This window comes from Luminiphilus sp. nBUS_16 (assembly GCF_051201645.1).
In the GTDB taxonomy this organism is placed as follows: domain Bacteria; phylum Pseudomonadota; class Gammaproteobacteria; order Pseudomonadales; family Halieaceae; genus Luminiphilus.
On sequence record NZ_CP179205.1, the window covers coordinates 98,686 to 124,289 of the forward strand.

Here is a 25,604-nt window from a genome sequence, read left to right on the forward strand (position 1 = left end):
TTACTGTGTCTGAAGCCGACGACAATCAACCGGTTCTGAGCGAAGAGGAAATAGAGGCCCTTGTTGATCATGCTGTCACTGACAACGTGTTCGACGATGGGCAATTTAAATCCCATGACTTCGGTGCCGGCGAAGCCCTGACCCTGTCAAAGTGGTCTGAGCTCGATGGCCTGGTCCGTGCCCACGCTGAAGTTCTTCAAGGTGTGATGCTGAGAAACTTTGGTCAGGAGGCAACGATTGAGCCTTTTGCACCCCTCTTTGCGCGAGTAGGCGACCTTATACCGGCGATGTCTGACCGCGTGGCTTTGATTACTACTGAAATCAAACCTCTTGAAGGAGAGAGTCACCTAGAGGTGCCCGGCGACTTTCTGTCCTTTCTGGTCAATCAATATTTTGGTGGCAGCACGGTGGCATCCCCCAAGCTAGCTGGAAAAGTCACTCCCAGCGAGCAGCGTCTCAGTGAGCAATTGGCTAAGGATGTGCTGCGCACCTTGGTTGAAGTGTGGTCTGACCGACTTGTTCTCGAGCCTGGCGATCTTTACGTCGATATCACGACTGATCGACTGTCATTACTGCCCGCTGATATGGGCTACGTCGTGCTCACCTATTCCGTCACCTGCGGTAGCGATTATCAGGGTGAGTTTCGAGTGTTATTGCCCTATGACTCAATGGCGCTGCAGGCGCAAAGACTTATGCCGACACGCAGAGACGAGCCGGAGGTGGTGGTTGAGCCCGAATGGGAAGCACGTTTACAAAGCGCAGTGCCCGAAATTGATGTTGAGGTCTGCGGCGTCGTCTCCCTATTGGAAACCAGTCTGCGCAATCTGCTGGCCTTCAAGGCGGGAACCGTGATTCCTATTAGCGAACCTCAAACAGCCCAATTAATGGTTGAAGGCAGTGGCATTGCGCGCGGCAAATATGGCGCGCATGACAGCAGTCGTGCAGTTCAGATTACTGATTTTTCTAGGAGTAAATAATGGCCGAAGAGCAAGAAGACATGACCACAGCAACACCACCTGAGTTAAGCGAGGCTGCGGATGCTGGTGCGGGTGACGGCAATGGGGAGATCGATCTTGATTTGCTTATGGATGTTCCAGTGTATCTCACCGTTGAGGTGGGGCGTCGACGCATGACGATCAAAGAGCTCCTCGCTCTTGCTTCGGGTAGTGTGGTTACCTTTGACAGAAGTGTGTCTGAACCCATGGACCTTATGGTCAATGGCACGCTGGTCGCGAGGGGGGAAGTGGTGTCTGCCGAAGGCCAGTTTGGTCTACGTTTGGTTGATGTCGTCAGCCCCAAAGAACGGCTTCAGCAGTTAGGCAGCTGATTGTGATGCGTCTTCTGTTACTGATGGCCTTTTCTGGCACCGCTTTGGCGGAGACTGGAGCGGGCGAAACCCTCCCCAGCACCGCTGATCTCTTTTCCTGGTCTTACCTAGGTCAGGTCATAGCGTCTTTGGCCCTTGTCATTGGCCTGCTGTTTGGTGCGCTTTGGATTATGCGACGAGTCAACGGTGTGGGTCAGGCTGTCGGGGGTCAAATGCGGGTTGTTTCCAGCCTCGGTCTAGGACAACGGGAACGTGCTGTTTTGGTTAGCGTAGGCGATCAACAAATTCTTCTGGGCGTGGCCCCGGGCCGTGTCGCCGCGCTGCATGTTTTCGACGAGCCGGCGGTAGCCCAAGACATAACGCCGGCTCCCCCACTTAAATTCTCGGAAGTTTGGCAGAACGTCATGGGAAAAAAGGACAGTTCGTCGTGAAGGTTTTCCTAATTATTGCGGCGGCACTAGCTGTTTGGTTGCCTGAGACTGCGCTGGCCCAGCAGGCCACCATACCCCTGGTATCGACCACGCCAAACGCGGACGGGGGCAGTGACTATGCTTTAGGGATACAAATTTTATTGGTCATGACGGTACTCACTTTGTTACCTGCCATGCTCATTACCATGACGTCCTTTACCCGAGTACTCATTGTGCTGGCTATTTTACGCCAGGCTATGGGCACGGCTCAGACACCCTCCAATCAAATCATTCTGGGATTATCACTTTTTTTATCCCTGTTCATCATGGCCCCAGTTTTTGATGTTGCATGGACCACGGCACTAAAGCCTTTTCTTGACGGGGGAGTAGATTTCGAAGGTGCGCTGAAGGCCGCGGAAATTCCGTTTCGAGAATTTATGTTTACCCAAACACGCGACTCAGATCTCACTATGTTTGCAGAGATGGGAGGTTATGGCGCCTTTGCCAGTCAGGACGACGTACCTATGTTTGTTCTCCTTCCTTCATTTCTTGTCAGTGAACTAAAGACGGCTTTCCAGATAGGCTTTCTTTTGTTTGTACCCTTTCTCGTCATTGATTTGGTGGTCGCGGCCATCCTTATGGCGATGGGAATGATGATGCTGTCACCGATTATTATTTCACTGCCTTTCAAACTCATGCTGTTTGTTTTAATCGACGGTTGGGCGCTGGTTACCAGCACCCTTGTGCGAAGTTTCGCGATCTGAGGCGCAGCAAATGGGACCCGAAACAGTTTTAGACTTGGGACGTGACGCACTGTGGCTAGCTGTCTTGCTTGCCGGCCCCTTGCTGGGCGCTGCCTTGGCGGTAGGCTTGTTCATTGGTGTTATTCAAGCTGCGACCCAGATTCAAGAGATGACCCTGAGTTTTATTCCCAAGCTGCTAGCGTTGGTGGTGACACTATTTGTTATCGGCCCTTGGATGCTGCGAATTTTGACAGCCTTCGCGCAGCGCCTATTTATGGATATTCCAGGGCTGGTGGGCTAGATCGTGTTACCGATACCTGCAGAGTTGATACTGGAAAATATGGTGCTGTGGTCGGCGCCATTTTTGCGGGTTTCTGCAATGCTTTTAATTGCCCCGGTATTTAGCGCCTCAGGTGTCTCGGTTCGCTTTCGTGTCCTGCTTGCGGTGCTTATCGCGGCATTGGCTGCGCCCATTATACCTACGCCGCCCACCACAGACCTGTTCAGCGCCAGCGGCTTGCTTATGGCTATTCGCGAAGTGGGTATTGGCTTCGCTATTGGCTTTGTTCTGCAACTGGTGTTTGGTGCTGTTGTCTATGCGGGGCAGGCGGTTTCAATGACCATGGGCCTAGGTTTTGCGATGGCCGTAGATCCGCAAAACGGCGTGCAGGTGCCTGTTCTGTCTCAAATGTATGTGATTCTTGCCACGCTGCTTTTCTTAAGTTTGGACGGCCACCTTATTTTGATCGCCACGGTGATCGACAGCTACCAAATATTGCCCCCAAACTTATCCGGTATCCCTGTCAGCAGTTTGAGTGAAGTTGCTGCCTTGGGCAGCAAGGTCTTTGCCAGCGGTATCTCACTGGCCCTACCTGCAATGGCCGCCATGCTTATGGTGAACGTGACCTTCGGTGTGATTACTAGAACGGCCCCCCAGCTCAATATTTTTGCAGTCGGCTTTCCCATGACACTCATGGGCGGCTTTTTTGTCTTGTTTATTAATATGCCCAACCTCATTGCCGCGCTGTCCCAGTTTCTGGACCAGGCGCTGATGCAGGTTCCGGCTGTGTTCATGTAGGGGGACCTGTGGCAGAAGAGCAGACAGGTCAGGAACGCACTGAGGAGCCCACCGCAAAGCGGCTGCAGCAGGCTAGGGAAAAGGGGCAGGTTGCGCGCTCTCGGGAGCTTAATACGTTGCTCATGTTACTGCCCTGCGCGGTGGCCCTTTGGTTGACCGGAGAGTTCGCCATGGACGCCGTGACCCGTTTATTTACCGGGGCATTAACACCGCCGTCTGCAGCGATGAAGGTAACCAGTGAAGTGGCGCCATTTTTGGGTGCTACGCTTATGTCAGGGCTAGAAATGATCGTGCCATTTCTCGTGTTGACCGTCTTTGTAGCGCTACTGGGCCCATCTGTCATGGGTGGGCTGATTTTTTCTCTCAAGTCGATGTCGCCCGGGCTAGACAAGATCGACCCTATCAAAGGTTTCGGCCGGATTTTTTCACGGAAGTCCCTTTTAGAATTGGTTAAATCTCTCCTGAAATTTTTCCTGGTTTCCGGTGTCGCCGCGTTGGTGCTGCTGTCTTTTGAACGCGAGGTAATGGGTTTAATTGCACTGCCCGTGGGAGAGGGCATTGCCCAGGCAGGTCGTCTGATCATGCTGACACTGATATTTCTGTCAGCAAGTTTGATTTTGGTCGTGGCTATTGATGTGCCTTTTCAGCTTTGGGATCACACGCGCAAGTTGCGTATGACCAAACAGGAAGTGAAAGACGAAATGAAGGAGACCGACGGAAACCCTGAAATGAAAGGCAAGATACGCCAAAAGCAGCGCGAGATTGCTGAGCGTCGAATGCTTGCTGACGTGCCGACAGCCGATGTGGTGATTACCAACCCGACGCACTTCTCCGTCGCCCTTAAGTACGACCAGCAGGGCAATACAGCACCACAGGTACTTGCGAAAGGTGCCGATCACATGGCCATGCAAATTCGCCATATTGCCAGAGCCCACGACATTGTTATTTACGAAGAGCCCCCTCTTGCAAGAGCGTTATATGCGAGCACCGAGGCGGGGGATGAAATTCCCGGCAACCTGTTTTTAGCAGTTGCTCGTGTTTTGGCGTACGTATTTCACTTGCGCAAGGCGCAGGCTACCGACTACGTGCCTCGCCCTGAGTCAATTGAGTTACCCGACGAGTATGCCGACGTTATGAATAAGGAGCTGAGTGATGGCGACTAGTGCTGTTAACGCACCCCCACAGAGTTTTGCGGCGATTATGAGCGGGCTGGGTACGCCAGCAATGATCTTGCTCATGTTGGCGATGATAGTTTTGCCACTGCCACCGGCGGCGCTGGATATTCTATTCACGTTCAATATTGCTTTGTCGATCATGGTCTTAATGGCCTCTATCTACTCCACTCGGCCCCTTGATTTCGGTGTCTTTCCCACTGTGTTGCTAATTTCAACGCTGATGCGACTGGGACTTAACGTGGCGTCAACCCGTGTTGTACTGCTCAATGGCCATACCGGCCCCGGTGCAGCGGGCAAGGTGATTGAAGCGTTCGGAGAGTTTGTTGTTGGGGGCAGTTTTGCCGTTGGTCTCGTTCTATTTACGATTCTCGTTGTCATCAACTTTGTAGTTGTCACTAAGGGTGCAGGGCGTGTTTCAGAGGTTACAGCGCGCTTTACTTTGGACGCGATGCCCGGCAAGCAAATGGCCATTGATGCAGATTTAAATTCCGGGCTGATCTCTCAAGAGGATGCAATAGAGCGTCGCGAGCGTATCGGCCAGGAATCGGAGTTCTACGGTGCGATGGACGGCGCCTCAAAATTTGTTCGCGGCGACGCCGTTGCCGGCATCTTGATTCTATTTATTAACATTATCGGCGGCTTCGCCATTGGCACTTTGCAGCACAATCTAGACGCGGGTACCGCGGCACAGAACTATGTACTGTTGACCATTGGTGATGGCTTGGTTGCTCAGATACCCTCGATGCTGCTGTCCACGGCGACCGCGATTATTGTGACCCGCATGTCCAGTGAGCAGGACATGAGTGCTGAAGTTACCCGACAGCTGACCGCTAACCCTCGAGTGCTGTTTGTCGCTGCAGGCGTCATTGGACTGATGGGCATTGTGCCCGGCATGCCTAACTTAGTCTTTTTGTCTTTTGCCCTTTTGCTAGGGGTGGCGGGTTTTCTCAAACAACAGTCTATGGCGGCTGGCGATATTGTTGAGGAGCTCGAGCCCCTCGATATCGAAAAGCCGAAAAGCTCTGAATTGAGTTGGGAGGATGTATCCACTGTTGATCTCATAGGTTTGGAAGTGGGCTACCGCTTAATTCCTCTGGTCGATACCAACCAAGGCGGCGATTTGCTCAGCCGAATAAAAGGCGTGCGCAAAAAACTTTCTCAAGAGCTAGGATTTCTGATTGATTCGGTGCACATCCGTGACAACCTCGACTTAGGACCTACCCAGTATCGTATTAGTGTTCATGGGGTCTCAATGGGTGAGGGTGAGGTGGTACCCGATCGCGAACTGGCGATTAACCCCGGTCAAGTATTCGGCGACGTCGACGGCATAGCAACCAAGGATCCTACCTTTGGCCTTGAGGCGCTTTGGATCGATCCTACAAACCGTGATACGGCACAAACAGCGGGATACACCGTCGTTGATGGCAGTACGGTGATCGCCACCCACTTGAGCCAGCTACTGCGCAACAATGCTCAGAAGTTGATCGGTCAAGATGGGGTTCAGCAACTGCTTGAGCGCCTAAAGCAGACCTCACCGAAGTTGGTAGAAAACCTTATACCCGGAGCTATGTCTTTGGCAGATATTACTCGGGTTGTGCACAACCTTTTGGAGGAGGGGGTGCCCATTCGAGATATGCGGACGATTGCCGAGACTTTGGCGAGCCATCGTGGCCCCGAGACCGACCCCGATTCATTAACGGCATCGGTTCGTGTAGCGCTTGGACCTTCAATATTTCAGTCGGTTAATGGAATGAGTCCAGAGTTGCCGGTGATGGTTCTTGATGCCCAGCTCGAGCAAATGATTGGCCAGTCACTGCAGCAAAACCGCGGCATTGTAGAGCCGAATCTGCTGGATAACCTGGTTCGCAGCATTGGTGATTCTGCAGCTCGAATGGAAAGTGAGGGTGCTGGTCCTGTGTTGTTGGTGTCTGGAGTGATTCGTACGTTCCTATCGCGCCTGCTCCGGGGCCGCATGAGCAACTTTTATATTCTCGCTTATGAAGAGGTTCCCGCTGATAAGAGCATTCGCGTGGTGACTACTGTGGGTAATGCCGCGTGATTGGCACGGTCCCTGCATACAAATAGATAGAAGACGGTGAACCGTCGGTTTTCCGTCGCAGTTAAGGAGATAACGAGAATGAATGTGCAGCGCTTTACAGGCAGAGACAACCGCGCCGCTTTAGATCAGGTTAGGCAGCACCTCGGGCCTGATGCCCTCGTGCTTTCGAGTCAACGGACAAGTGATGGCATAGAAATATGTGCCACCTCAGAGTTGCCCGATATGACCCGCGGTACTGCGCCGAGTATCGCGGCCAATACCAATGCGCTTGCGACAGGCGATAATGAAATTCAGTTGGCCCAGCTTAAGCGAGAGCTCGCCAGCTTACGGGAGACCTTGCAACAAGCCCTGGGAGAGCGTCGATGGCAGGACACGGCGGGTTCGCGCCCAGTGGCAGCCGCGATAGCCCAACGGTTGGCGACCTTGGGATTAGGGCGGGTATTGGCTGGCGAACTCGCCGACCGTGTCGCTCATGTCGAAGGATTAAATGCAGCATGGCAACAGGTTACGCAGCATTTGATGACTGCCTTGAACAGCCTGTCGAGTGAAGAGCTTGGTGGGTTCCGGATTAAAGCCATTATTGGCGGGAGCGGCAGCGGTAAAACGCAAACAGCTGCTGCACTGATGCAGGCGAGCATGGGCAGTCTGTCGCCGGAGCAAATTGCACTGGTGCACTGTGGTGATCCCAGTCAGGACACGCCGTTAAGTCAGCTGGCGACACGTCTTAACATTAAACAGTACAGTGCCCGCAGTCACGACGAGCTAGCGGAGGCCCTGTCGGGGTGTCGGTGGGCCCGAGAAATCATCATTGACACGCCGGCACTAAGCCCGGCGTTAGGATCTCAGGATCCTGTACTAACGCTGCTGGCACGCCAACGTGGTGGCCTTGCGGCATTTGTCGCCCTCCCTGCCACTGCGAGTAGCGATCATCTACGTGAAATTCTTGATCACAGTCGTCACTTGCCACTGGCCGGTGTCATAACCACCAAGGTTGATGAGGCGACCTCCCTTGGTGCCGTGATCGACGCCGTAGTGGCGAGCGAGCTGGCGCTTGCGGGTCGCTATGACGTCCGAACAAACAGTTTGCTGCCGGTGTCTGGCGACGAAATGCTGACCAATGCCAAACGTCTTGCAAAACGCGGGCTGGAACGTCAATCAGCTCAGCTCAAAGTGGCGGTCTGACAGCGATGTATGGACTGCGCTACGATGCAGGGTCGATCCCTTGTATGCCCTTGAGACTCGGGGCTTATGAGGGAGTTTTTAGAAAGGAGAAGTCCATGCATGTAATCGCCGTTACGGGCGGCAAAGGGGGTGTTGGCAAAACCAACATCGCTGTTAATTTGGGTGTATCTATGTCCCGAGAGGGTCTAGATGTCATTCTCCTTGATGCCGACCTCGGGCTTGCAAACGTTGATGTCATTCTGGGTGTGTCTGTAGGGCCAACCCTCGCTGACGTTGTGTCGGGCACGCATCAACTTTCTGAAGTCATCGTTGAAGGTCCTGAGGGACTTCGAATCGTACCCGCTTCCTCCGGTGTGACGCGACTTGCCAGTCTCGATCAAGCCGAGCAAAACAATTTAGTCCGTTCTTTCTCTGAGCAAATAGACGCCCCTGATGTTTTGATCGTTGATACCGGGGCGGGCATCGACACCACGGTACAAACCTTTGTCTCGGCGTGTAAAACCGTCGTGGTTGTGGTGTGTGACGAACCCGCTTCGCTGACCGATGCTTACGCATTGATGAAGGTGCTGCGCAATGATCGTGGCGTAAGGCGCTTTGAAATTTTGACCAATCAAATTGATAGTGCGGCTCAAGGCCGAAAAGTTTACGAGCGACTGACGACGGTCACGGACAAGTATCTCGATGTCGATTTGGGATATTTGGGTGGAGTGCCCTCGGATGCTTACCTGCGTCGGGCTGTTCAGGAGCGTGGGGCGCTAGTGAGTCTTTATCCTCGATCGCCTGCAGCAGTGGCGATTCGCGATGCCGGTCGAAGACTGACCAGCAATATTTATGACGGTGCGGTCCCGGGCATGGGATTTTTCGTTGAACAGCTTTTGCGACAGCCCAGTGAACCTAAGCACTAGCGCTAAGCTATCAGAATACGGCGCTTGCGGCGGGGCCAGTCAGGGCGATGCCCTGGTTCGTGCGCACTTGCCTCTGGTGAAGCGCATTGCTCAACAGCTGTTGGTGCGCTTGCCCGCCCATATCGAAATGGACGATTTGATTCAGGTGGGCCTGATCGGTCTTTTAAAAGCGTCCGATGATCATCAGCTCGATTCAGGCGCTCAGTTTTCTACCTATGCGGCTATCCGTATACGCGGTGCCATGCTCGATGAATTGCGTAGCCGAGATTGGTTGCCAAGAAGCGTACAACGCGACTTGGGACGTGTTGCGGCAGCAATAGAACGCGCTGAGCAGCGGGTTGGACGATCGGCTACTGATCAGGAGATTGCTGATCAGCTTGATATGGATTTGGATAGCTACCAGCAACTTTCAGGAGAATTGGCCTGTGCTCGAATCGGCCAGCTCGAAGAGCTGGACGTGCCAACCGAAGTCGATGCCACTACCACGACCGTTTTTGATACAGCCCAACGTGAGGCCGTCGTAGAGGCGATTGAACGGTTACCCGAAAAAGAGTGTCTCATGATGTCGCTCTACTATACCGAGGGACTCAATCTTAAAGAGATTGGCATGGTCCTCAATGTCAGTGAGTCTCGAGTCTCGCAGATTCATGGCCAGGCAGTCGCCCGACTTCGGGCTAAACTCACCGACTGGACCTAGCTGACAGCTGACGTTGCCCGTTGGAGGCCTAACGCCCTTTCTTTCGCGAAGCCAGACTCTGCATTTGCTTTAGATTCACGTGTTGAACAATCTGCTCTGTAATGATTTCTTGCTCAGGCTCGAATTGTGAGCGTATCCAATAGGCCCAGTCATGACCCCAATAATCCGAGCAGGTCACGACGCTGGCTCTGACGCGAACCGCAGCATTAACCGGGAGCAACAGCATGGTCAGCTCGAGAGATTCGTTGTACGTGAGAGGTTCATTCGATGCAAAGGCCAGTCCTGAACCACTGACATTTGCGGGAACTGTTTTGAGATTGAGGCTTACGTCTTCCTCCTCCCCGCTGAGCAACTCAATTTTCCGGTTCAACAACCCGAGAGCCTCACCCACCACAGCCGAGTTACCAAATGCCGTGGAAATGAGCGTTTGCAGATGTGCATTTAGGTTGTGCAGTTCCATGTTTCGGTCGGTTAGGGGTGTTATTGAGTCGGGTTCAACTTTTATCCAGCTTAAACGCAGCTCGTCATCAACCCGAAAGAAGTCCCTACCGCATTCGTTTTCTAAATCAGCCATTGTGTCTAAACCTCTCTAACGGTGGTCGGCAGTTACTGTCGAGTAGCAGCCAGTGCAGCTTTAGCTTGGTAGGGCACTGCACGTTGTTGCCTGCATAATGTGTCCGGGCTGCCTCGCGAATGAATGCTAGCTGTTTCATGGGTTTGCCCTTATGCCGGTATCTTCAAGTGCTTTGACAGTTTCTGGGTTTGTCTCTCGCATCTCCCGAATAAACGTGCTTTGGCTTTCACTAAGCGGTTGCTTAACAACCACCTCGACGCGCCTATTTTGCGCACGTCCTTCCCAAGATTGATTTGGAGCTTGTGGTCGTGTGTCGGCATGGCCAGAAATGGTCAATCGAACGGGGTCCATCTTGGGACCGTCCAGAAGCCGCTCAGCCACGGCAACGGATCTTGCCGCAGATAAATCCCAATTTGAACCATAGCGCGCAGTATTAATGGGCACGTTATCGGTATGGCCCTCGATAAAAATCAGGCCTTTAATTTCGTTCAGTGCGAAGCCGGTTTTATCCAGTACCGCGAGGAAGCCGATATCAAGTTGTGCTGAGCCGGAGGGAAATGATCCTTTCTCTCTTATACGAATGACAATGGTACGACCCTCGCTCTCCACATCAATCTGTCCTGCTTCGATTTCAGCCTTTAGCAGCCGGCGCAACATTTCTGCATCAAGCTCAGTCTCCTCGATCAGCATCTCCATTTCTTCGGTGATAAGGTCTTTTACTTCTCTAGCTTCGGTTTCCCTCGCATCGGGGTTACCAATGCGCAGTGAGTTGAGGTCTTGATCGGTTGTGACCTGTTCAATGCGCTCAAGGGGCGTGGGTTCGGGTATCCCCGGCTGAAATTCAGTGGCCACGACGCTGGTCCCTTTGGGAATCGCTGTAATTTCCATGTTTTGTTGAACGCCAAAAGCATCTTTCATAGAGGCGGCGATCTGCTTGTACTTAATAACGTCAAGCTCTGAGAAAGACAAAATAATGACGAAGAAGCACATGAGCAGTGACATGAGATCTGCAAATGTGGCCATCCAAGCGGGTGATCCCGCGGGGCCTGAATCTTCCTCGTCGTCGTCGCTCATTTGCTGCTGGCCGCATTTTTATCGCGATGGGCCGGATCCAGATAAGCTTTCAGCATGCTTTCGATGACTCGTGGGTTTTGCCCCGCTTGAATCGCGAGCACACCGTCAATGCACATCGAGTGAATTAGCTTTTCATTGCTTTTGCGCAGGTGCAGTTTATCGGCAATCGGTAGAGCTACCATGTTGGCAAGGACCGCCCCGTAGAGGGTGGTGAGCAAAGCGACCGCCATTTGTGGACCAATCGCTTTTGGGTCGTTCATATTGACGAGCATGCCCACCAGACCAACGAGGGTGCCGATCATACCCATGGCAGGCGCAACATCGCCCACGGCTCGCCAAACGCGCTCGCCCCAGTTATGGCGATCCATTGTTTGCTGCATATCCTTGGCCATAACAGCTTTTACGACTTCCTGATTACTACCGTCGACGAGCATCTGGATACCGTCTTTTAAAAACGACTCAGAAATAGTCGCTTTTTCGAGGGCCAGTAAGCCCTCTTTACGCCCAATATTCGCTAGATTTACGATCTCTGCGATTAGGCTTTCTGGATCGTGGGTTTTGTTGGAAAAGGCGCGACCCGCGACTTTAAAGGCACCTAGGAACTGTTTTAGGGAAAACTTCACCATAACAGTCATGAAGGTACCACCGACAACAATCAGCACCGCATCCAACTTCCAAAATGTGGGAGCCGCGCCGCCAATGAAGATCGCGCCTCCGACAACGGCTAGTCCACCTAATAAACCTAAGAGAGTTGCTAAATCCATGCGTTATTCTGTCGCTAATACCTTGTGTGAGGCTTAAAGAGAGGGCTGACTGGGAAGTCGGTCCTTATCGTATCTTAGAGCGTCCGATAAGCAAGAAAGTTTAGAAGTCATTTCAGTGAAGGTTATGGAGTCTTAAACCCTTGGAAGAGCTGCAACTCACATTGACGCCCGCTAGAGTCGACCAGCGCAACTTCGGTGTGCAAATGTCGAACTGGCGCGTGGGGCAGCAACTCACGGCTTTAGTTGTGGAATCTCGCCCCAATGGCGCGGTTTTACTGTCAATCGGGGGCAAGACTTTTGCTGCCAGTTCAGACCTGCCTGTTCAGGCGGGCACTCGAATGGCTATGGAGGTTAAGCAAGCTGGGCAAGAGTTGGTGCTGCGACGAATTCCCGATGCCAGTTTGCCTCGAGCTGACGCCGGTGGGCGAGCCGTAGAAACGACCCTAGCACTCGGGTCACCGCGCCCCGCAGCACTATTGAATCAGCTCAGCACACAGGCCGCCCGTTTCGGTTCTCCTGAGCTGCAGGAGCTCACTCGGGCACTGCGGGGACGGGCGCTAAAGGCGGAAAGCTTGACTGCAGGTGAAGTGCAGCGGGGGCTGCGGGACTCAGGCCTGTTTACTGAAGCAGACTTACTCGCAGGCCGAGGCAACCGTGCGAGCCAGTCAAGTAAAGCCAGCTTGTCGCAAATACAGGCGGTTGCCTTGGCGTTGGCAGATAATCTTGATGAGGGTGCCACCGAAATTAAGGCGCTGCATCAGCTTGTAGACAAGGCAATGGCCTTGCTTAAGGGTATTTCCCAGCAGCAGCTGGCCTCTTTACCCCAAGAGGACGGGGGGCAGCGGTGGCTATTTACGCTGCCTGCGCAGCTTGGCGAACAATTTCATGATGTTCAGTTGCAGCTTGAACGTGAAGCGCGGGAGGTCGATCAGCCGGAGTGCTGGAAGGCCTCTTTATGCTTTGAATTCCCTGAGATGGGTTCTGTGGTTGTGCGCCTGCAGTTACTAGGCTCCGCTGTCAGCGTGGCTTTTGACTGCGATAAACCCGAGACAACTGCTTGGCTGCGCCGGTCAATGTCATCCCTAGAAAATCAGCTGAATTTCCGTAATTTTCGGGCGGTCACTCTCTCGGCCAATGCTACAGCCCAAAGAAACGATCCGTCGTCAGATGCTCCGGGCTTGAGTGTTGAAGCATGAGTGAATACTTTTGGGATGGGCGAAATCGCAAAAATCCGTCTTCAGTGGCCCTGCGCTACGACGGCGCCCAAGCCCCGGTGGTCGTAGCTACGGGGAGTGGTGAAATTGCTGAAGCCATTAAAGCCAAGGCCGAAGAATCGGGGGTGCCGGTTGTTGAGGATCCTCGATTGGCGCAATTACTTTCGCAGGTGCCCCTTGGTGAGGAGATACCTGCAGAGCTGTATCGCGCGGTTGCCGAGGTCTTAGTGTTTGTCATGCAAATGGAAATGGCACTACAGAGCCGGGCCTAGGCATAATGGCGAGGTGGTGCTGTGTGCGCTGTTCACAATAACGTTGATTGAGTTTGGGTTTCCCACGGCAGCCATCGCGGCAGGCGTCCCTTTTATTTTGAGGCCTTACTTGGAAGCCGCATTAGCTCGACGGGAATTTCTTATTGGAGAATTCCGCACTGATATGACGTTCCGGCCATAAGAACTCTACTGAGATTGAGGAAATTCTCCAGCCGTTGTCGGTGCGTTGGTAGGCCTCATCGTAAAGGGCTAGCCACATTACAGGGTTTTCTTTGGGGAGTCGGGTCGTCATAAAATCCATGAGCTGACGGCGCCCTGTGGCGTTATTGGCGTCTAGGAAGTGAATGCAATGGCCGCTACCGGCGTGCATTGAGGTGAAGGGTATACCCCCAAGGTCCAGAAAGACCTGTTCAAAATTTTGAATAACACAATCCAACCCCTGCCATTCGCCATAGGGACCAAAGTGACAGCAAATGTCGTCGGTAAGAATGTCGCCCAGAGGGGCAAGATCGCCTTGGTCTAAAGAGTGTGCGTATGCGATAGCGAGTTTTCGGATGTCATCCTCATCTAACAATCTGCGTAAACGCTGTCTCTCCTGCTCGGTGAAATGATCAGATGGGGTTGCGTTTGGCTCCATTAAAACTCCCCTAGGTATCTAGGCGCATCGATGTTGCTAGGCAGTATTCCACAGTGAAAAGTCCTGATTACAAGCACTGCAGTACCAAGAACCGAGGCTGCCCTTTATTGTTAACAAACCTCGACGGCAACAATCCAGTAACCGGTGTTAGACGCTACTATTGGTCCGTCTACCGATAGCTGCCGCCAGAGAAGCGATAAGGCCTTTACCCAGATCGCTGGCCTCGACGCTTCCGGGTGAGGGCTTAGATCTTACTAGGGCGGGGAGCGATTCTAGATCCTCGGGCATGCACAGCGCCATTGACCAGCCTTTAAACTGCCTTTCTCCCGCCGGCTCATAAAGCAGCGGAGTGACATTGTGATGTCGTGTGTCTTGTGAAATCAGCTTAAACCGCTCGTTGATGGCGGCTTCTGGGCCCTCCAGTACCTGAGCAAAATGACTGCCTGAAAATAGTAGGGCACCGGTCAAATCTTTTTCCTGATTGTTTTTTTTGGCGGTAGCAAGAATTTCTTGTAACTGACCGTCTAAGTGCGCCTGCGCGGGTTCTTCCTGAGAAGTCTCAAGCAAGACATCGCTGACGTAGGCTAGATGATATAAATCGGTCACTTGAGTGAGTTCCTTTTTTTTGACAGTAACAACGCAGGCCACCTAAGGTCAAAGTCTGAACACCCTGACCGTAGCTACCCACTGGGCTAAAGATACCTGCAAACGGCTCAAAGGGCCGCGTTATACAGGCATCAATACACGACAGCGGGTTTTATTAAGACGCGAAATTATGACGCGAAAAATTTAGTTAGATTGGTGTATTGCCAGCCCCTTTGGGCAGGCGTAGCCTCTCCGTTTGATACTCATTGGGCGTGGTGCCATGATCCCTAAAAGTAGTCGTTTCGTTATTGTTGGTGCGGGTATTCACGGCCTCAGCACCGCATACCATCTTGCACAACGGCTGGAGCAAAGTGGTCGTGGCAGCGGTGCAGACATTATCATTCTCGACAAGTCTGGAATTTGTGCCGGGGCTACTGGTATTGCCTGTGGAGTTATTCGCAACAATTATTATCAACCGGCTATGCGGGAGCTGATGGCGCACTCAGTGAAGGTTTGGGAGAGCGACCCCGAGACCTACAGCTATCATCCGGTGGGTTATATGCAGATTAGCTGCGAGGCCATGCGTGAGGACGTTGCGTCAATTCATGAGCAGCAGCAGGCGATTGGTTACGAGTCAGTTTTTATCGACGGCGCTGCCGCTAGTGCGGCCTACATGAAAACCCTGTTTCCCGATTGGCGGGCTCAGGGCATTACCTCTGTCCTGCATGAAAAATCTGGAGGTTACGCCAATAACAGTCGCGCAATGTATGGATTGGCGGCTAAAGTTGAAGCCTTAGGCGTGCGCATAATCACGGGTATTTCAGTGACTGCAATGGTGCGCGACGGGGCGGGCGCAATAGTTGCGGTTGATACCGATCAATCTCAAATAAGCTGCGACTATGTGGTCGTTGCTGCGGGCCCTTGGGTCCCAAAGTTTTGGGATATGCTCGAGCTGCCCTCAGCAGTTTCGATTAAAAATCCAGACACGGGCGTTGTGTCAAAAGATATTCCTATGTGGGTTTATTGGTCTCTGCAAGAGGGCACGCTGGGTGTGGACCCGAAGCTTCAGGTAACCGAGGACGGCGCAATGCCTCCTGTCATCCACGTCGATACTGACGCTCCTTTACACTCTGACGAAGATGGACGGCTGATTACCGACGACATGTGGGGCATTTATTACAAGCCCGATTTTCATTTTGGCGGCGTGCAGGGTGGGGCCGCGCCATTTATTATCGACAAGCCCGTGGATGAGGTAGCAGTAGACCCTTACGGTCCAGCTTCCCCAGAGTTTGTGGTTGGCCCCGAGTTTGCCGATATGTGGGTGTCTGCCTTGGCACACTGTCAGGCACGCTTCTCGGGAATGACGCCGCATTTTAAGCGAGAGCCCTCGGGCGGTATTGGCGCCTTTACACCAGATAGCTTTCCTGTTTTTGATGAGGTTTGCGAAAACTGCTTCGTTATTGCTGACTCGAATCATGGCTACAAAATGATAGGTGTGGGTGATCTGGTGGCCGAGAAAATTTGTGGGGGCTTGCCTGAACTGCTCAAACCTTTTCGATTGTCACGTTATGAAGAGGGCGCTTTACACCCAGTCTCTAACAGCCCTTTCCCTTGGAGTTGAAGGTGGGGCCCTGCAGTTTCATGGGCAGTAGCTCAGCCGAGTGGATTGCGCTGTTTGCGCGTGAGAAATGCGCCGATCAAACACCTAGCCTAAGGCGCTTACAGGGTTCTTGGCTTAAATTTCTCACTGATGAACTTACGTCTAATTCTTGGAGGTCAGCGCTATGAGCGATGGCAGCTTTTTTGAGGGCGGGCACCACGCCCATCCCGTGATCGAGGTAGCAAATGATCTTAAGACAGCAACTGGACTTCCTAATGTGGCTTACACAGATCGTGATTTTTGGCTTTTTGAAAGAGATCATGTCTTGGGACGCACGTGGGCTGCACTCAGCTTTTCCAGTGAGGTCTGCGGGTCAGGTGTGACCGTGCCGATAATGTTTATGGACTTGCCTTTATTTATGGTTCGCGATGCCGAGGGGTGCATACGGGTATTTCACAATGTCTGTAGCCATCGCGGTATGCAGCTGGTTTGTGAAACGTCCCAAGCCGGATTGATGATTCGTTGTCCGTATCATCGCTGGGGATACGACTTATCTGGGCAATTAAAGGCAACGCCCAATATTGGTGGTATGGGTATACACGAGATTGCCGGATTCGATTGCCGAGAACATGCGCTCAGAGAGGTGCGCAGTGCCGAGTATCTTGGGATGGTTTTTATTAATTTATCCGGTGAAGCATGTCCCATAGAAAACCTGTTGGCCCCTATTACTGAGCGTTGGCAGGCCTTGGCAGGTCATGATTTTTCTGAGCGATTGGTTAACGATCCCGGCGATTTTGGCACGCTTGAGCTTAGGGTTAATTGCAATTACAAGTTGGCCGTCGAGAACTACTGTGAGTCTTACCACCTGCCTTCGATTCACCCTGGCCTCAACAGTTACTCCCCTCTGGCGCAGCATTACAATTTGATCGTCGATGAGGTGGCATCGGGGCAGGGCACCCATACCTACGACCTGGAGCGTAGTGAGGGCCCACCACTGCCAACTTTCCCCAATTGGGACGGTGAGCGACTCAAGACAGGCGAATATTTGTCGTTGTATCCCAATGTGCTGCTGGGCCTGCAAGCCGATCATTTCTTTGCGATTATTTTAACCTCGGTAGCGCCGGACCAAACTCGGGAGCGGCTACAGTTTTTTTATGCGGGGGCTAACGCTCTCGATGATGAGACGCTGCAAAGGCGTCGAAGTTTGCACGGGGCATGGTCTCAAGTGTTTTCAGAAGATATCTCGGTGGTTGAAGGCATGCAGCGGGGCCGCGGCTCCAGTGCGTTTAACGGCGGCATTTTCTCTCCCGTGATGGATGGTCCCACCCATCATTTCCATCAGTGGTTTGCTAAGGGATACCAATAGGCGGCGAGCCTGCTTCTTGCTGCCGGCGCAGTTGATTGATCCGGCGTCACATTGCACGTAGCAACCCTATGCCTCTCTGTTTAGGCTGTGTTTGAAGCTCGCTTGTTATCCGAGTTGGGTTGTAGCGCCGCGCTGATTAATGCGCCCAGAAGTATAAACGCGGCACCGATTACTGTAGCAGTGGCAGGAACCTCCTTAAATAAAAGCCAACCCAAACCTGCTGCAAATACTATTTGAAGGTAGCTCAAGCTGGTAGCTCGACTTGCGGAGTCCGTTTGCATGGCCTTGGTGAGAGAAATTTGGCCGAGCTGGGTAAAGCAGCCCACACCTAGAAGCGTTAACCAGCCGACTTGGCTGGGCCAGATGAAATCCCCGGCCCCGAGTAACAGCGTGGCGGGTACGCAAACCATCGGGAAATAAAGAACAATGACCGAGGGGTGCTCGGTGGCCGCCAGCTTCCTTACCAGCGTGTAAGCAATGCCGCTGCCAAGGGCACCGCCAAGCCCCGCCAACACCGCCGCTATTGGCATAACCGAGGTGCTGGTGCTTTGGACATAAGGGTATATCACGCAGCCCAATCCCATAAGGCTCAGGGCAATACAGATAAGTGTGGCCGGAGTGGGGCGCTCGGCGAGAAACCAGAACGCGAGGCCCGCGGTAAAGACCGGGTGCAAATATTGCAGCACGGTGGCCTGTGCGTAGGGCAGGTTTATAAAGGCATAAAAAACCCCAGTCAGTGCCAGAAACCCGACCACCCCGCGTGCTAACAATAGTCCTCGTTGACGACCCAGCGGGTGCGAACCCGAGCGGCGGATAGCGATAAGGCACAAAAGGACGGAAACAAGGGCCCGCACGAAGATGATCTGCAAGAGCGGCAAATCCTCTGCACTGGCAATTTTGACCATGGCCCCCATTAACGCAAATGCGAGGGCACTTAATAGCATGTAGCGGGGCCCCGTCATTATTAGACCTTAATTGGGTTGTCAGCCGTTCACGTAAGTTGCGGCGAGTATGGACGCTCTATTTGAGAAGTTCTTCGGTACTCGCTGCTCCTTGAGGCTTTGAGTTGCTAAAGGATATTAGCGCCTCGCTTCAATAAATATCGGCGCTTTGGTGAGCCTTGTGCTCAAGCCCATCGTTGGTGAAATGCGGCATCATCATCGAAGCACGATGCTGCTCGTTTTTTTATCTATGAGCCTTCAATGATTGCGGCCGCAACTTTGGCTGGGTTTAAAGGCAAATCCATTACTCTGATATTGCCAGAATCAAACACTGCCTGCGCTACAGCGGGCATGGGCGGCACGATGGGGACCTCACCCACTCCTTTCACACCATAGGGGTGCAATGGATTTGGGACTTCAACAATCACCGTATCGATGAAAGGAAGGTCTGAAGCCACGGGAATGCGGTAATCAAGAAAGCCTGCATTTTCCAATACGCCTTGATCGTTATAAACGTATTCTTCATTGAGTGCCCAGCCAATACCTTGGGCGGCACCTCCTTGCATTTGGCCCTCCACATAGGTTGGGTGAATGGCCTTACCGGCATCTTGAATAACGGTATATCGGGTAATGGTGGTACGGCCCGTTTCTTTGTCGACTTCGGCATCGCAGATGTGTACGCCAAAGCCCGGTGAGGCACTGGTCGAATTGAGGGAGCTTGATACCGTAAGTGGCCCGCCCATGGTGCTGGCGCGGCTCGCAAGGTCTTTGAAGCTTAAAGATTTCTCACCATGATGCGCAGCACCATCTGACCACATGACTTCATCTTTTGGCACATCCCACTCTAAGGCAACTCGACGGCACAACTCTGCCACCAGTTCATCTGCAGCTTGAATTACCGCCTGGCCCGTGGCCAGTGTTGTACGACTACCGCCAGTGACATCGCAGTGCCCCACGGCATCGGTTGCGACAACCTGGGGGTAGATGGATTCAATAGGAATACCCAGCACCTCAGCGCCCATGATTGCCATGGAGGCTCGGGACCCGCCAATATCCGGGCTGCCCGTGAGAAGCGATACACTGCCATCGGGACTGACGTTAAGCGTGGCACTCGATTGCATGCCGGCGTTAATCCAGTACCCTGCTGCAATCCCTCGACCCGCGCCGTCTGCAACAGACGATTGGTAGTGGGGGTGGCTGCGTGCCGCCTCTAGGCATTCACGAAGGCCGATGCGTTTGTAGGGGGCGCCCATCATATTGACGTCGCCTTCTTCTACTGCGTTGTTGAGACGAAATTCTAGGGGGTCGGTTTTCAGCTCAGCGGCCACTTCATTCATCACTAATTCAAAGGCCAAAGTGACCTGAGGCATGCTGGGTGCTCGATAGGCATGTATTTTTGGTTTGTTGGTATACACCGAACGGCCCGAAGAGCGCGCATCAGTTAATTTATAACAGGCGGTCGCCATAAAGGCAGGAATGCCTGCGGGGTTACCGTTGTAGGCTCCAGAATCCATGAGGCAATCGACATCGGCCGCTACGAGTCGACCGTCCTTGGTAGCACCGAGCTTAACTCGGGTTTCGGCACCGGGTGCCGGGCCAGTTGCACGGAATACATCGCCACGATCCATAACCATTTTTACCGGCCGCCCAGACTTGTTAGCCAGTAAAACCGCAATGGGCTCTAGATAAACGGTGGTTTTACCGCCAAAGCCACCGCCAATTTCCGAGGGTGTTACGCGGATCTTGCCAAGGCCAATACCCGTAACCCCTGCGGTGTATTGCCGCACGTTAAAGTGCCCTTGCGTAGAGCACCAAAGCTCGACCCGGTCTGCGGCATCGACTTGTGCGACGCAGGCATGGGGTTCAATGTAGCCTTGGTGACACATGGGTACTGAATAGGTGCGCTCGACGATCACATCAGCCTGCTCGAAAGCGGCGTCGGGTTCACCGACCTGCATCGTAATGTGTGCCGCCAGATTAGTGGGTTCTTTGGGCTTGCCATCGGGAAATCGGTCGCTGTGCAAAATAGGCGCGTCGTCGGCGAGGGCATCGCGACAATTTGTAACGACGGGTAGCACCTCATAGACAACTTCAATGGCTGCTGCTGCTTCGGCCGCCAGTGCCGATGTTGTCGCCGCCACCGCAGCAACCGCTTGGGCGTGAAACAAGACTTTCCCTTGGGACATCACCATGGGAATTAAGTCTTTCAGCGCGATGGCGCCTTCCCCACTGCCTAAAACGGTATTTCCAGGCTCGGCGAGGTCATCTCCTGTCATGACCGCCAAGACACCCTCCATTGCGAGGGCCTTGCTGCAATCGATGCTCTTAATGTTGGCATGGGCGTGGGGGCTGCGCAGAATATGCCCGTAGATTTGGCCCTGCATGTTGAGGTCTGAACCGTAGCGCGCCCGCCCGGTGACTTTGTCTAAGCCATCAGGGCGAATGGGCCGGGTGCCAACAATTTTGAACTCCTGTTTGGCATTCATGAGGCGGCTCCTTCACGTATGGCTTCGGCTGCATCGAGCACCGCATGAATAATTTTGTCGTAGCCGGTGCAGCGACAAAGATTGCCTGCAAGCCAGTACCGGGCCTGCTCTTCGGTGGGGTTGGGGTTGCTATCGAGCAGCGCTTTGGCAGCGACGACAACACCAGGAGTGCAAACACCACACTGCAGCCCGCCATGCTCCAATAGCTTTTGTTGTACGGGGTGGAGCACCGCGCCGTCGGCAATACCCTCGATCGTTTGTACGGACTGACCTTCAACCTCAGCAGCCAACACAAGGCAGGAACACACCAGTCTATCGTTGACGAGAACAGAGCAGGCGCCGCAATCACCGGTGTTACAGCCAATCTTGGTGCCTATGAGTTCGAGCTCGTCCCGCAGCACGTCGGCTAGAACCTGCCCGGGAGCGGCCAAGAACATTTTGGGCTCACCGTTAATGACGGCCTGTATAGGAAGTTTGTTGAGTGATGTGTTCATGCCTTTGCTCCCGCGTTAATTCGTGCCTGAGCGCGTTGAATAGCCCTTTTGACGAGCACTCCCACAACGTGGGTGCGATATTGTGCACTGCCGCGCTTGTCTGAAATAGGACTTGCTGCGGCCCGGACTGCAGTAACGGCACTGTCAATCGCATCGTCCTCCAGCTTTGAGCCAACTAATGTTTGTCCTGCGGCTTCAACGAGCAACGGCGTTGGGGCAACGGCGCCAATGGCAACCCGTGCTGCGGTACAGATACCTGCGGTATCTAGCGTTATTGAGACTCCAGTGCCCGCCACCGCAATATCCATTTCGGTTCTGGGGGTTAGTCTTAAATAGGCATCAGAAGTAGCCGGCATCGGCTTGGGTAATACGAGCTGTACCAGCAGTTCATCGCTCTTCAGCGCATTTTGACCCGGGCCTACAATGAAGTCTTCTACGGGTAAAAGTCGCTCACCCGAGCTACCTAAAATTCTGCAAACTGCACCGTTGGCAATAAGGGCTGGAATGCTGTCTGCGGCGGGGGAGGCATTGCAAAGGTTGCCCCCGGCGGAACAACGCCCTTGAATCTGAGTAGAGCCGATCAAATCCAAAGCATCTGCCAGCCCGGGGCACAGGCTACCGATCTCGCTGTTGTGCAAAATGTCGTAGGCGGAGGCCGCGGCACCGATGAGGATTGAATCTCCACTGACGTCTAATGCCATTAATTCTGGAATTTGTTTCAGATCAATAATGCGACTGGGGTCGCGCATTCCCAAGCGTATACCGACTAATAAATCGGTTCCCCCCGCCAGCCATGAGGCGCTGCTATCGTTGGCAAAAATACCTTGGGCCTCGGGCAGAGACTTCGGCGCGACAAATTCCTGAACAGCCATGCAAATTCCTTATGTCTTTGATCAACGAAGTCTACCAAGGATAACTTACCTAACTACTGGGTAAACCCTACGTTTGCGCGTGCTGTATTTAGGGTGCGCTGAAGTGGGAGCTATCCTAAAACCAAATGTCGCTACGCTGGTTTCACGCTTTAGCCAACAGGGCGGGGCCGGCTCTTCAGCGTTAAAAAGTGACTAAACATTTTTGAATTTATGGCATTAGCGTGGTTAGCGGTTATCGGCGCGCTTGAGATGTCAAAGATCAACCAGATGCTGATTTTTACGCTGTCGCGAGATTGCCGAACTCGAAGTTGAAGTGGCACAAGTAAAAAATTTAAATTTGTTTCAACATATGTTAAATAAACATCCTGTCGGAGAAGCTGACGGCGATTTAAGCCTCAACTTGAGTGGCCCAGCTTAGAGACCCACTTTAATCAACGGATTGGTTATCGTTTGAACATGTGCCATTTAAAAAAGTTACGCCCCATTTTTTTTGTATGCTTGCTATTGGGTATGCAGCCTGAGGCCCTTGCGGGCTGGGTCACTGTTGGTGACAGGGGGGTCATTCTTTACAGTGCCGATGGTGATACTTGGACCGCAGCCACCAGCAATACTTCACAAACGCTTCGCGGCGTCAGCTCCGGCGGGAGTGGCCAGTGGGTTGCTGCCGGTAGCAAAGGGACGATTTCTACCAGTACCAATGCCCAAGAATGGACCGCAGCAGTCAGCGGAAACTCGGACCAATTGTGGAGCGCGGCTTATGCTGGAGGGCAATGGATTGTATCCGGAAACAACGGGCGCATTGTAACAAGCCCCAACGGTACTGATTGGACTTCAGTGAGTAGCGGCTATTCCTTCACACTTTTGGACCTTGCCTACAATTCGACCAACCTCTTCACGCTGTCCGGCACTTCATCACAAGGGGGCTTGATATTAACCAGTCCGGACGGCACGAATTGGACACAACATGCTCCCTCGAAAAGGTTAGAGCAACTTTACGGCATCGAATATGGCAATGGTTTATGGGTAGCGGTGGGAGATAAAGGGACAATTGCGACCAGCGACGATCCACGAACAAGGACTTGGGCGAGCCGAACCAGTGGGGTCACCAATGATTTGAAAGATGTTGTATATAACGGCAGCAACTTGTACGTGGTGGTGGGAAAAGGAGGGACGATTCTCACCAGCCTAGACACGATTACCTGGACGCAACGAGCGAGCACCACCCCATATGACCTCTGGGGCGTGGCTTATGATGGAGTCCGTTATGTCGCTGTGGGTGACGAAGGCGTGATACTCACTAGTGGTGACGGTGTGACTTGGGCAGCCGCCACCAGCCCAACGGCAAATTTTCGCCTGCTGTACGACGTGGCCGTTGGCAAACTACCTCAGGTAATTGACTTCAATGCACAAGCGCCGCTTTATCAGTCATTTGCTCCGTCAGGCTCCTATCCTCTGAGCCCAGATGCGACTGCATCCTCCGGTCTGCCCGTCACGTACACAGTGCTCTCCCCGGGGGTTTGTTCAGTTAGCGGTACGACAATAACCATGATTTCAGGCGGGGAATGTAAGATTGAAGCATCGCAATCCGGCGACAGTACCTATTATCCGGCTGAGCCAGTGACGCAGTCGATCCTACAGATTTCAGCCCTTGGGCCTGGGGTTCGGACTAACCCCGGATTGGTGTTCGATCCTCAGGACTCAGAGATGTTTGTGCCTGGCGGTGTTTTTGCACTGACGCCACCGGCGACCACGACTCAAACCTTGGTCGATCCGCAGCCTGAGATTGTTTACGGCTCTGCGACCCCAGACGTTTGCTCTATCCCGCTAAGAGGCAGTGTCAATGTCACTATGCTGGATGTGGGAACCTGCTCTATTACCGCGACGTCTATCCCCAATGAGTTTTATGAAGAGGGTGGGCCACTGGCGGCATCCATTGAGATTCTGCCGCGTCCACAATTGATAACCTTCGCAGCCCAAGCCGCACAGCCTTTCATCCTTAACGGCACTTTTGCGCTAAGCCCCGTGGCTAGCGCGAGCTCAGGACTGGCTATCGACTATACGTCTGAGAGTGCAAATATTTGCAGTGTCATTGGCACAACTGTGACCATGCGGGCTGTAGGTACTTGCTTAATTACGGCGGCTCAAGCCGGTGACCGCACTTGGGAGCCTGCGGTTGCTGTAACTCAGGCGATCGAATTGCAGGTGCCGGCCAAGCAGGCGCAGATTATTGATTTCCCAGTGCAGAATCCGATATTCCAGGATGGTGCATTGGGCGCAACCTACGCCATTTCACCGCTGGCGGTGGCGTCATCGGGTCTGCCGGTATCCTACCAAGTGCTGTCACCCGGGGTTTGTAGTCTCAGTGGCACAACGTTAACGGTAGATGGCTTGGGAGCGTGTCAGATTGAGGCCTCTCAGACCGGTGACGACAACTATTTGCCAGCAGTACCTGTTATCCAGTCAGTACTCCATATCACAACGCCAAGCACTGGAGTTCGGACTAAGCCCGGATTAGTCTTCGATCCTCAGGATTCAGAGCCTTTCATAGCGGGCGACACATTTATCCTGTCTCCTGCTGCGTCTACAACGCAAACACTGGTGGATCCACAGCCCGTGATCGCTTACGTTTCCAGTACGCCAGCGGTCTGCACAGTGCCGTTGCTGAACAGTGTCGAAGTTACCATGCAGTCATCCGGGGATTGCATAATTCTGGCAGTTTCAGCGCCCAACAGTTTCTATTTGATCGGTGGACCTATTGCCGCGACCATCGAGATTGTTGCCCCAGCTGGGCCCAAGCCTGTTCCAACTTTGCCGCCCATGCTTTTGGGGTTATTGATGTTGCTAATACTGATTAGGGCAGGCCTCGCCTTTCAGAGGCATTGAGTTCAACGCCTAGCGTGCCAAAGAGGGTTAACGCGTGGCTTTGAAGCTCAGCCCATAGACCTTTTATGACGTTGGCGTTGTGGTAGTTGGCAGACAAACTGCCTTGAATATTTCCGCAGCTATTTTAGCGACACCTTACGGTAGTCGCGCGGATTCGCAGCAGGCTGCCTTTCATCACAGAACAGAGGAAACTAACTTGCACTGCCATCGAATGGCTCAGTGGGTAGCTTGTTATGAACCCCGCGTTTTCTGCCGCCATGCTATGC

General features: G+C 53.1%; 25 protein-coding genes. 16 read left to right on the forward strand and 9 right to left on the reverse strand.

Annotation, left to right across the window (positions count from 1 at the left end):
- The first annotated feature begins 5 nt into the window (after positions 1 to 5).
- The 11 genes from ACMAY6_RS00475 to ACMAY6_RS00525 all read left to right on the forward strand — a co-directional run bounded on the left by ACMAY6_RS00475 (position 6) and on the right by ACMAY6_RS00525 (position 9,576).
- The gene (locus tag ACMAY6_RS00475) at positions 6 to 977 is read left to right on the forward strand and encodes a FliM/FliN family flagellar motor switch protein (protein ID WP_435213495.1); all 972 of its coding nucleotides are present in this window, start codon (positions 6 to 8) and stop codon (positions 975 to 977) included.
- The gene (gene fliN / locus ACMAY6_RS00480) at positions 977 to 1,327 is read left to right on the forward strand and encodes a flagellar motor switch protein FliN (protein WP_435213497.1); all 351 of its coding nucleotides are present in this window, start codon (positions 977 to 979) and stop codon (positions 1,325 to 1,327) included. Before ACMAY6_RS00475 ends, fliN begins: the two co-directional genes overlap by 1 nt.
- A 5-nt stretch (positions 1,328 to 1,332) precedes the next feature.
- Positions 1,333 to 1,758: a flagellar biosynthetic protein FliO gene (fliO, locus tag ACMAY6_RS00485; RefSeq protein WP_435216073.1), complete on the forward strand. Its 426-nt coding sequence runs from the start codon at positions 1,333 to 1,335 to the stop codon at positions 1,756 to 1,758.
- The gene (fliP, locus tag ACMAY6_RS00490) at positions 1,755 to 2,501 is read left to right on the forward strand and encodes a flagellar type III secretion system pore protein FliP (protein WP_435213498.1); all 747 of its coding nucleotides are present in this window, start codon (positions 1,755 to 1,757) and stop codon (positions 2,499 to 2,501) included. The genes fliO and fliP overlap by 4 nt, the downstream gene beginning before the upstream one ends.
- A gap of 10 nt (positions 2,502 to 2,511) precedes the next feature.
- Positions 2,512 to 2,781: a flagellar biosynthesis protein FliQ gene (gene fliQ / locus ACMAY6_RS00495; protein ID WP_435213499.1), complete on the forward strand. Its 270-nt coding sequence runs from the start codon at positions 2,512 to 2,514 to the stop codon at positions 2,779 to 2,781.
- A 3-nt stretch (positions 2,782 to 2,784) separates the two neighbouring features.
- On the forward strand, positions 2,785 to 3,558 hold the full coding sequence (gene fliR, locus ACMAY6_RS00500) for a flagellar biosynthetic protein FliR (RefSeq protein ID WP_435213501.1): 774 nt from the start codon (positions 2,785 to 2,787) through the stop codon (positions 3,556 to 3,558).
- Between the two features lie 8 nt (positions 3,559 to 3,566).
- Positions 3,567 to 4,721, forward strand: a complete 1,155-nt coding sequence (gene flhB / locus ACMAY6_RS00505; RefSeq protein WP_435213503.1) for a flagellar biosynthesis protein FlhB — start codon at positions 3,567 to 3,569, stop codon at positions 4,719 to 4,721.
- On the forward strand, positions 4,711 to 6,792 hold the full coding sequence (gene flhA, locus ACMAY6_RS00510) for a flagellar biosynthesis protein FlhA (RefSeq protein WP_435213505.1): 2,082 nt from the start codon (positions 4,711 to 4,713) through the stop codon (positions 6,790 to 6,792). The genes flhB and flhA overlap by 11 nt, the downstream gene beginning before the upstream one ends.
- Before the next feature lie 78 nt (positions 6,793 to 6,870).
- Positions 6,871 to 7,974: a hypothetical protein gene (locus ACMAY6_RS00515; RefSeq protein WP_435213507.1), complete on the forward strand. Its 1,104-nt coding sequence runs from the start codon at positions 6,871 to 6,873 to the stop codon at positions 7,972 to 7,974.
- Positions 7,975 to 8,069: 95 nt separating this feature from the next.
- Entirely contained in the window at positions 8,070 to 8,879 is an 810-nt protein-coding gene (locus ACMAY6_RS00520) for an AAA family ATPase (protein WP_435213509.1), read from the forward strand.
- Positions 8,863 to 9,576, forward strand: a complete 714-nt coding sequence (locus tag ACMAY6_RS00525) for an RNA polymerase sigma factor FliA (RefSeq protein ID WP_435213510.1) — start codon at positions 8,863 to 8,865, stop codon at positions 9,574 to 9,576. The genes ACMAY6_RS00520 and ACMAY6_RS00525 overlap by 17 nt, the downstream gene beginning before the upstream one ends.
- 28 nt (positions 9,577 to 9,604) lie before the next feature.
- Here ACMAY6_RS00525 and ACMAY6_RS00530 read toward each other — a convergent pair whose 3' ends face one another.
- The 3 genes from ACMAY6_RS00530 to pomA form a co-directional block, all read right to left on the reverse strand.
- The gene (locus ACMAY6_RS00530) at positions 9,605 to 10,150 is read right to left on the reverse strand and encodes a hypothetical protein (RefSeq protein WP_435213512.1); all 546 of its coding nucleotides are present in this window, start codon (positions 10,148 to 10,150) and stop codon (positions 9,605 to 9,607) included.
- A 135-nt stretch (positions 10,151 to 10,285) separates the two neighbouring features.
- Positions 10,286 to 11,224: a MotB family protein gene (locus ACMAY6_RS00535; RefSeq protein ID WP_435213514.1), complete on the reverse strand. Its 939-nt coding sequence runs from the start codon at positions 11,222 to 11,224 to the stop codon at positions 10,286 to 10,288.
- On the reverse strand, positions 11,221 to 11,988 hold the full coding sequence (gene pomA, locus ACMAY6_RS00540; RefSeq protein ID WP_435213516.1) for a flagellar motor protein PomA: 768 nt from the start codon (positions 11,986 to 11,988) through the stop codon (positions 11,221 to 11,223). The genes ACMAY6_RS00535 and pomA overlap by 4 nt, the downstream gene beginning before the upstream one ends.
- Before the next feature lie 140 nt (positions 11,989 to 12,128).
- On the opposite strand from pomA, the gene ACMAY6_RS00545 reads away from it, so the two are divergent.
- Together ACMAY6_RS00545 and ACMAY6_RS00550 are read left to right on the forward strand one after the other, a co-directional pair.
- Entirely contained in the window at positions 12,129 to 13,184 is a 1,056-nt protein-coding gene (locus ACMAY6_RS00545) for a flagellar hook-length control protein FliK (RefSeq protein ID WP_435213518.1), read from the forward strand.
- Positions 13,181 to 13,474: an EscU/YscU/HrcU family type III secretion system export apparatus switch protein gene (locus ACMAY6_RS00550; protein ID WP_435213520.1), complete on the forward strand. Its 294-nt coding sequence runs from the start codon at positions 13,181 to 13,183 to the stop codon at positions 13,472 to 13,474. Before ACMAY6_RS00545 ends, ACMAY6_RS00550 begins: the two co-directional genes overlap by 4 nt.
- Before the next feature lie 121 nt (positions 13,475 to 13,595).
- On the opposite strand, the gene ACMAY6_RS00555 is transcribed toward ACMAY6_RS00550, so the two are convergent.
- A complete protein-coding gene (locus ACMAY6_RS00555; protein WP_435213522.1) occupies positions 13,596 to 14,111 on the reverse strand; it encodes a nuclear transport factor 2 family protein in 516 nt (171 codons plus the stop codon).
- Between the two features lie 147 nt (positions 14,112 to 14,258).
- Positions 14,259 to 14,717, reverse strand: a complete 459-nt coding sequence (locus ACMAY6_RS00560; RefSeq protein WP_435213524.1) for a BLUF domain-containing protein — start codon at positions 14,715 to 14,717, stop codon at positions 14,259 to 14,261.
- A 259-nt stretch (positions 14,718 to 14,976) separates the two neighbouring features.
- On the opposite strand from ACMAY6_RS00560, the gene ACMAY6_RS00565 reads away from it, so the two are divergent.
- Positions 14,977 to 16,317, forward strand: coding sequence for an NAD(P)/FAD-dependent oxidoreductase (locus tag ACMAY6_RS00565; protein WP_435213525.1), 1,341 nt, complete (start codon positions 14,977 to 14,979; stop codon positions 16,315 to 16,317).
- 163 nt (positions 16,318 to 16,480) lie between these two features.
- Positions 16,481 to 17,662, forward strand: a complete 1,182-nt coding sequence (locus ACMAY6_RS00570) for an aromatic ring-hydroxylating oxygenase subunit alpha (protein ID WP_435213527.1) — start codon at positions 16,481 to 16,483, stop codon at positions 17,660 to 17,662.
- An 80-nt stretch (positions 17,663 to 17,742) separates the two neighbouring features.
- On the opposite strand, the gene ACMAY6_RS00575 is transcribed toward ACMAY6_RS00570, so the two are convergent.
- The 4 genes from ACMAY6_RS00575 to ACMAY6_RS00590 form a co-directional block, all read right to left on the reverse strand.
- Positions 17,743 to 18,606, reverse strand: a complete 864-nt coding sequence (locus ACMAY6_RS00575; RefSeq protein WP_435213529.1) for a DMT family transporter — start codon at positions 18,604 to 18,606, stop codon at positions 17,743 to 17,745.
- A gap of 245 nt (positions 18,607 to 18,851) precedes the next feature.
- Positions 18,852 to 21,089: a xanthine dehydrogenase family protein molybdopterin-binding subunit gene (locus ACMAY6_RS00580; RefSeq protein ID WP_435213531.1), complete on the reverse strand. Its 2,238-nt coding sequence runs from the start codon at positions 21,087 to 21,089 to the stop codon at positions 18,852 to 18,854.
- Complete coding sequence (locus ACMAY6_RS00585; protein ID WP_435213533.1) at positions 21,086 to 21,583, reverse strand: (2Fe-2S)-binding protein; 498 nt, start codon at positions 21,581 to 21,583, stop codon at positions 21,086 to 21,088. Before ACMAY6_RS00585 ends, ACMAY6_RS00580 begins: the two co-directional genes overlap by 4 nt.
- Positions 21,580 to 22,455, reverse strand: a complete 876-nt coding sequence (locus ACMAY6_RS00590; protein WP_435213534.1) for an FAD binding domain-containing protein — start codon at positions 22,453 to 22,455, stop codon at positions 21,580 to 21,582. The genes ACMAY6_RS00585 and ACMAY6_RS00590 overlap by 4 nt, the downstream gene beginning before the upstream one ends.
- A 510-nt stretch (positions 22,456 to 22,965) precedes the next feature.
- On the opposite strand from ACMAY6_RS00590, the gene ACMAY6_RS00595 reads away from it, so the two are divergent.
- Entirely contained in the window at positions 22,966 to 25,338 is a 2,373-nt protein-coding gene (locus tag ACMAY6_RS00595; protein WP_435213536.1) for a WD40/YVTN/BNR-like repeat-containing protein, read from the forward strand.
- Positions 25,339 to 25,604 lie beyond the last annotated feature (266 nt).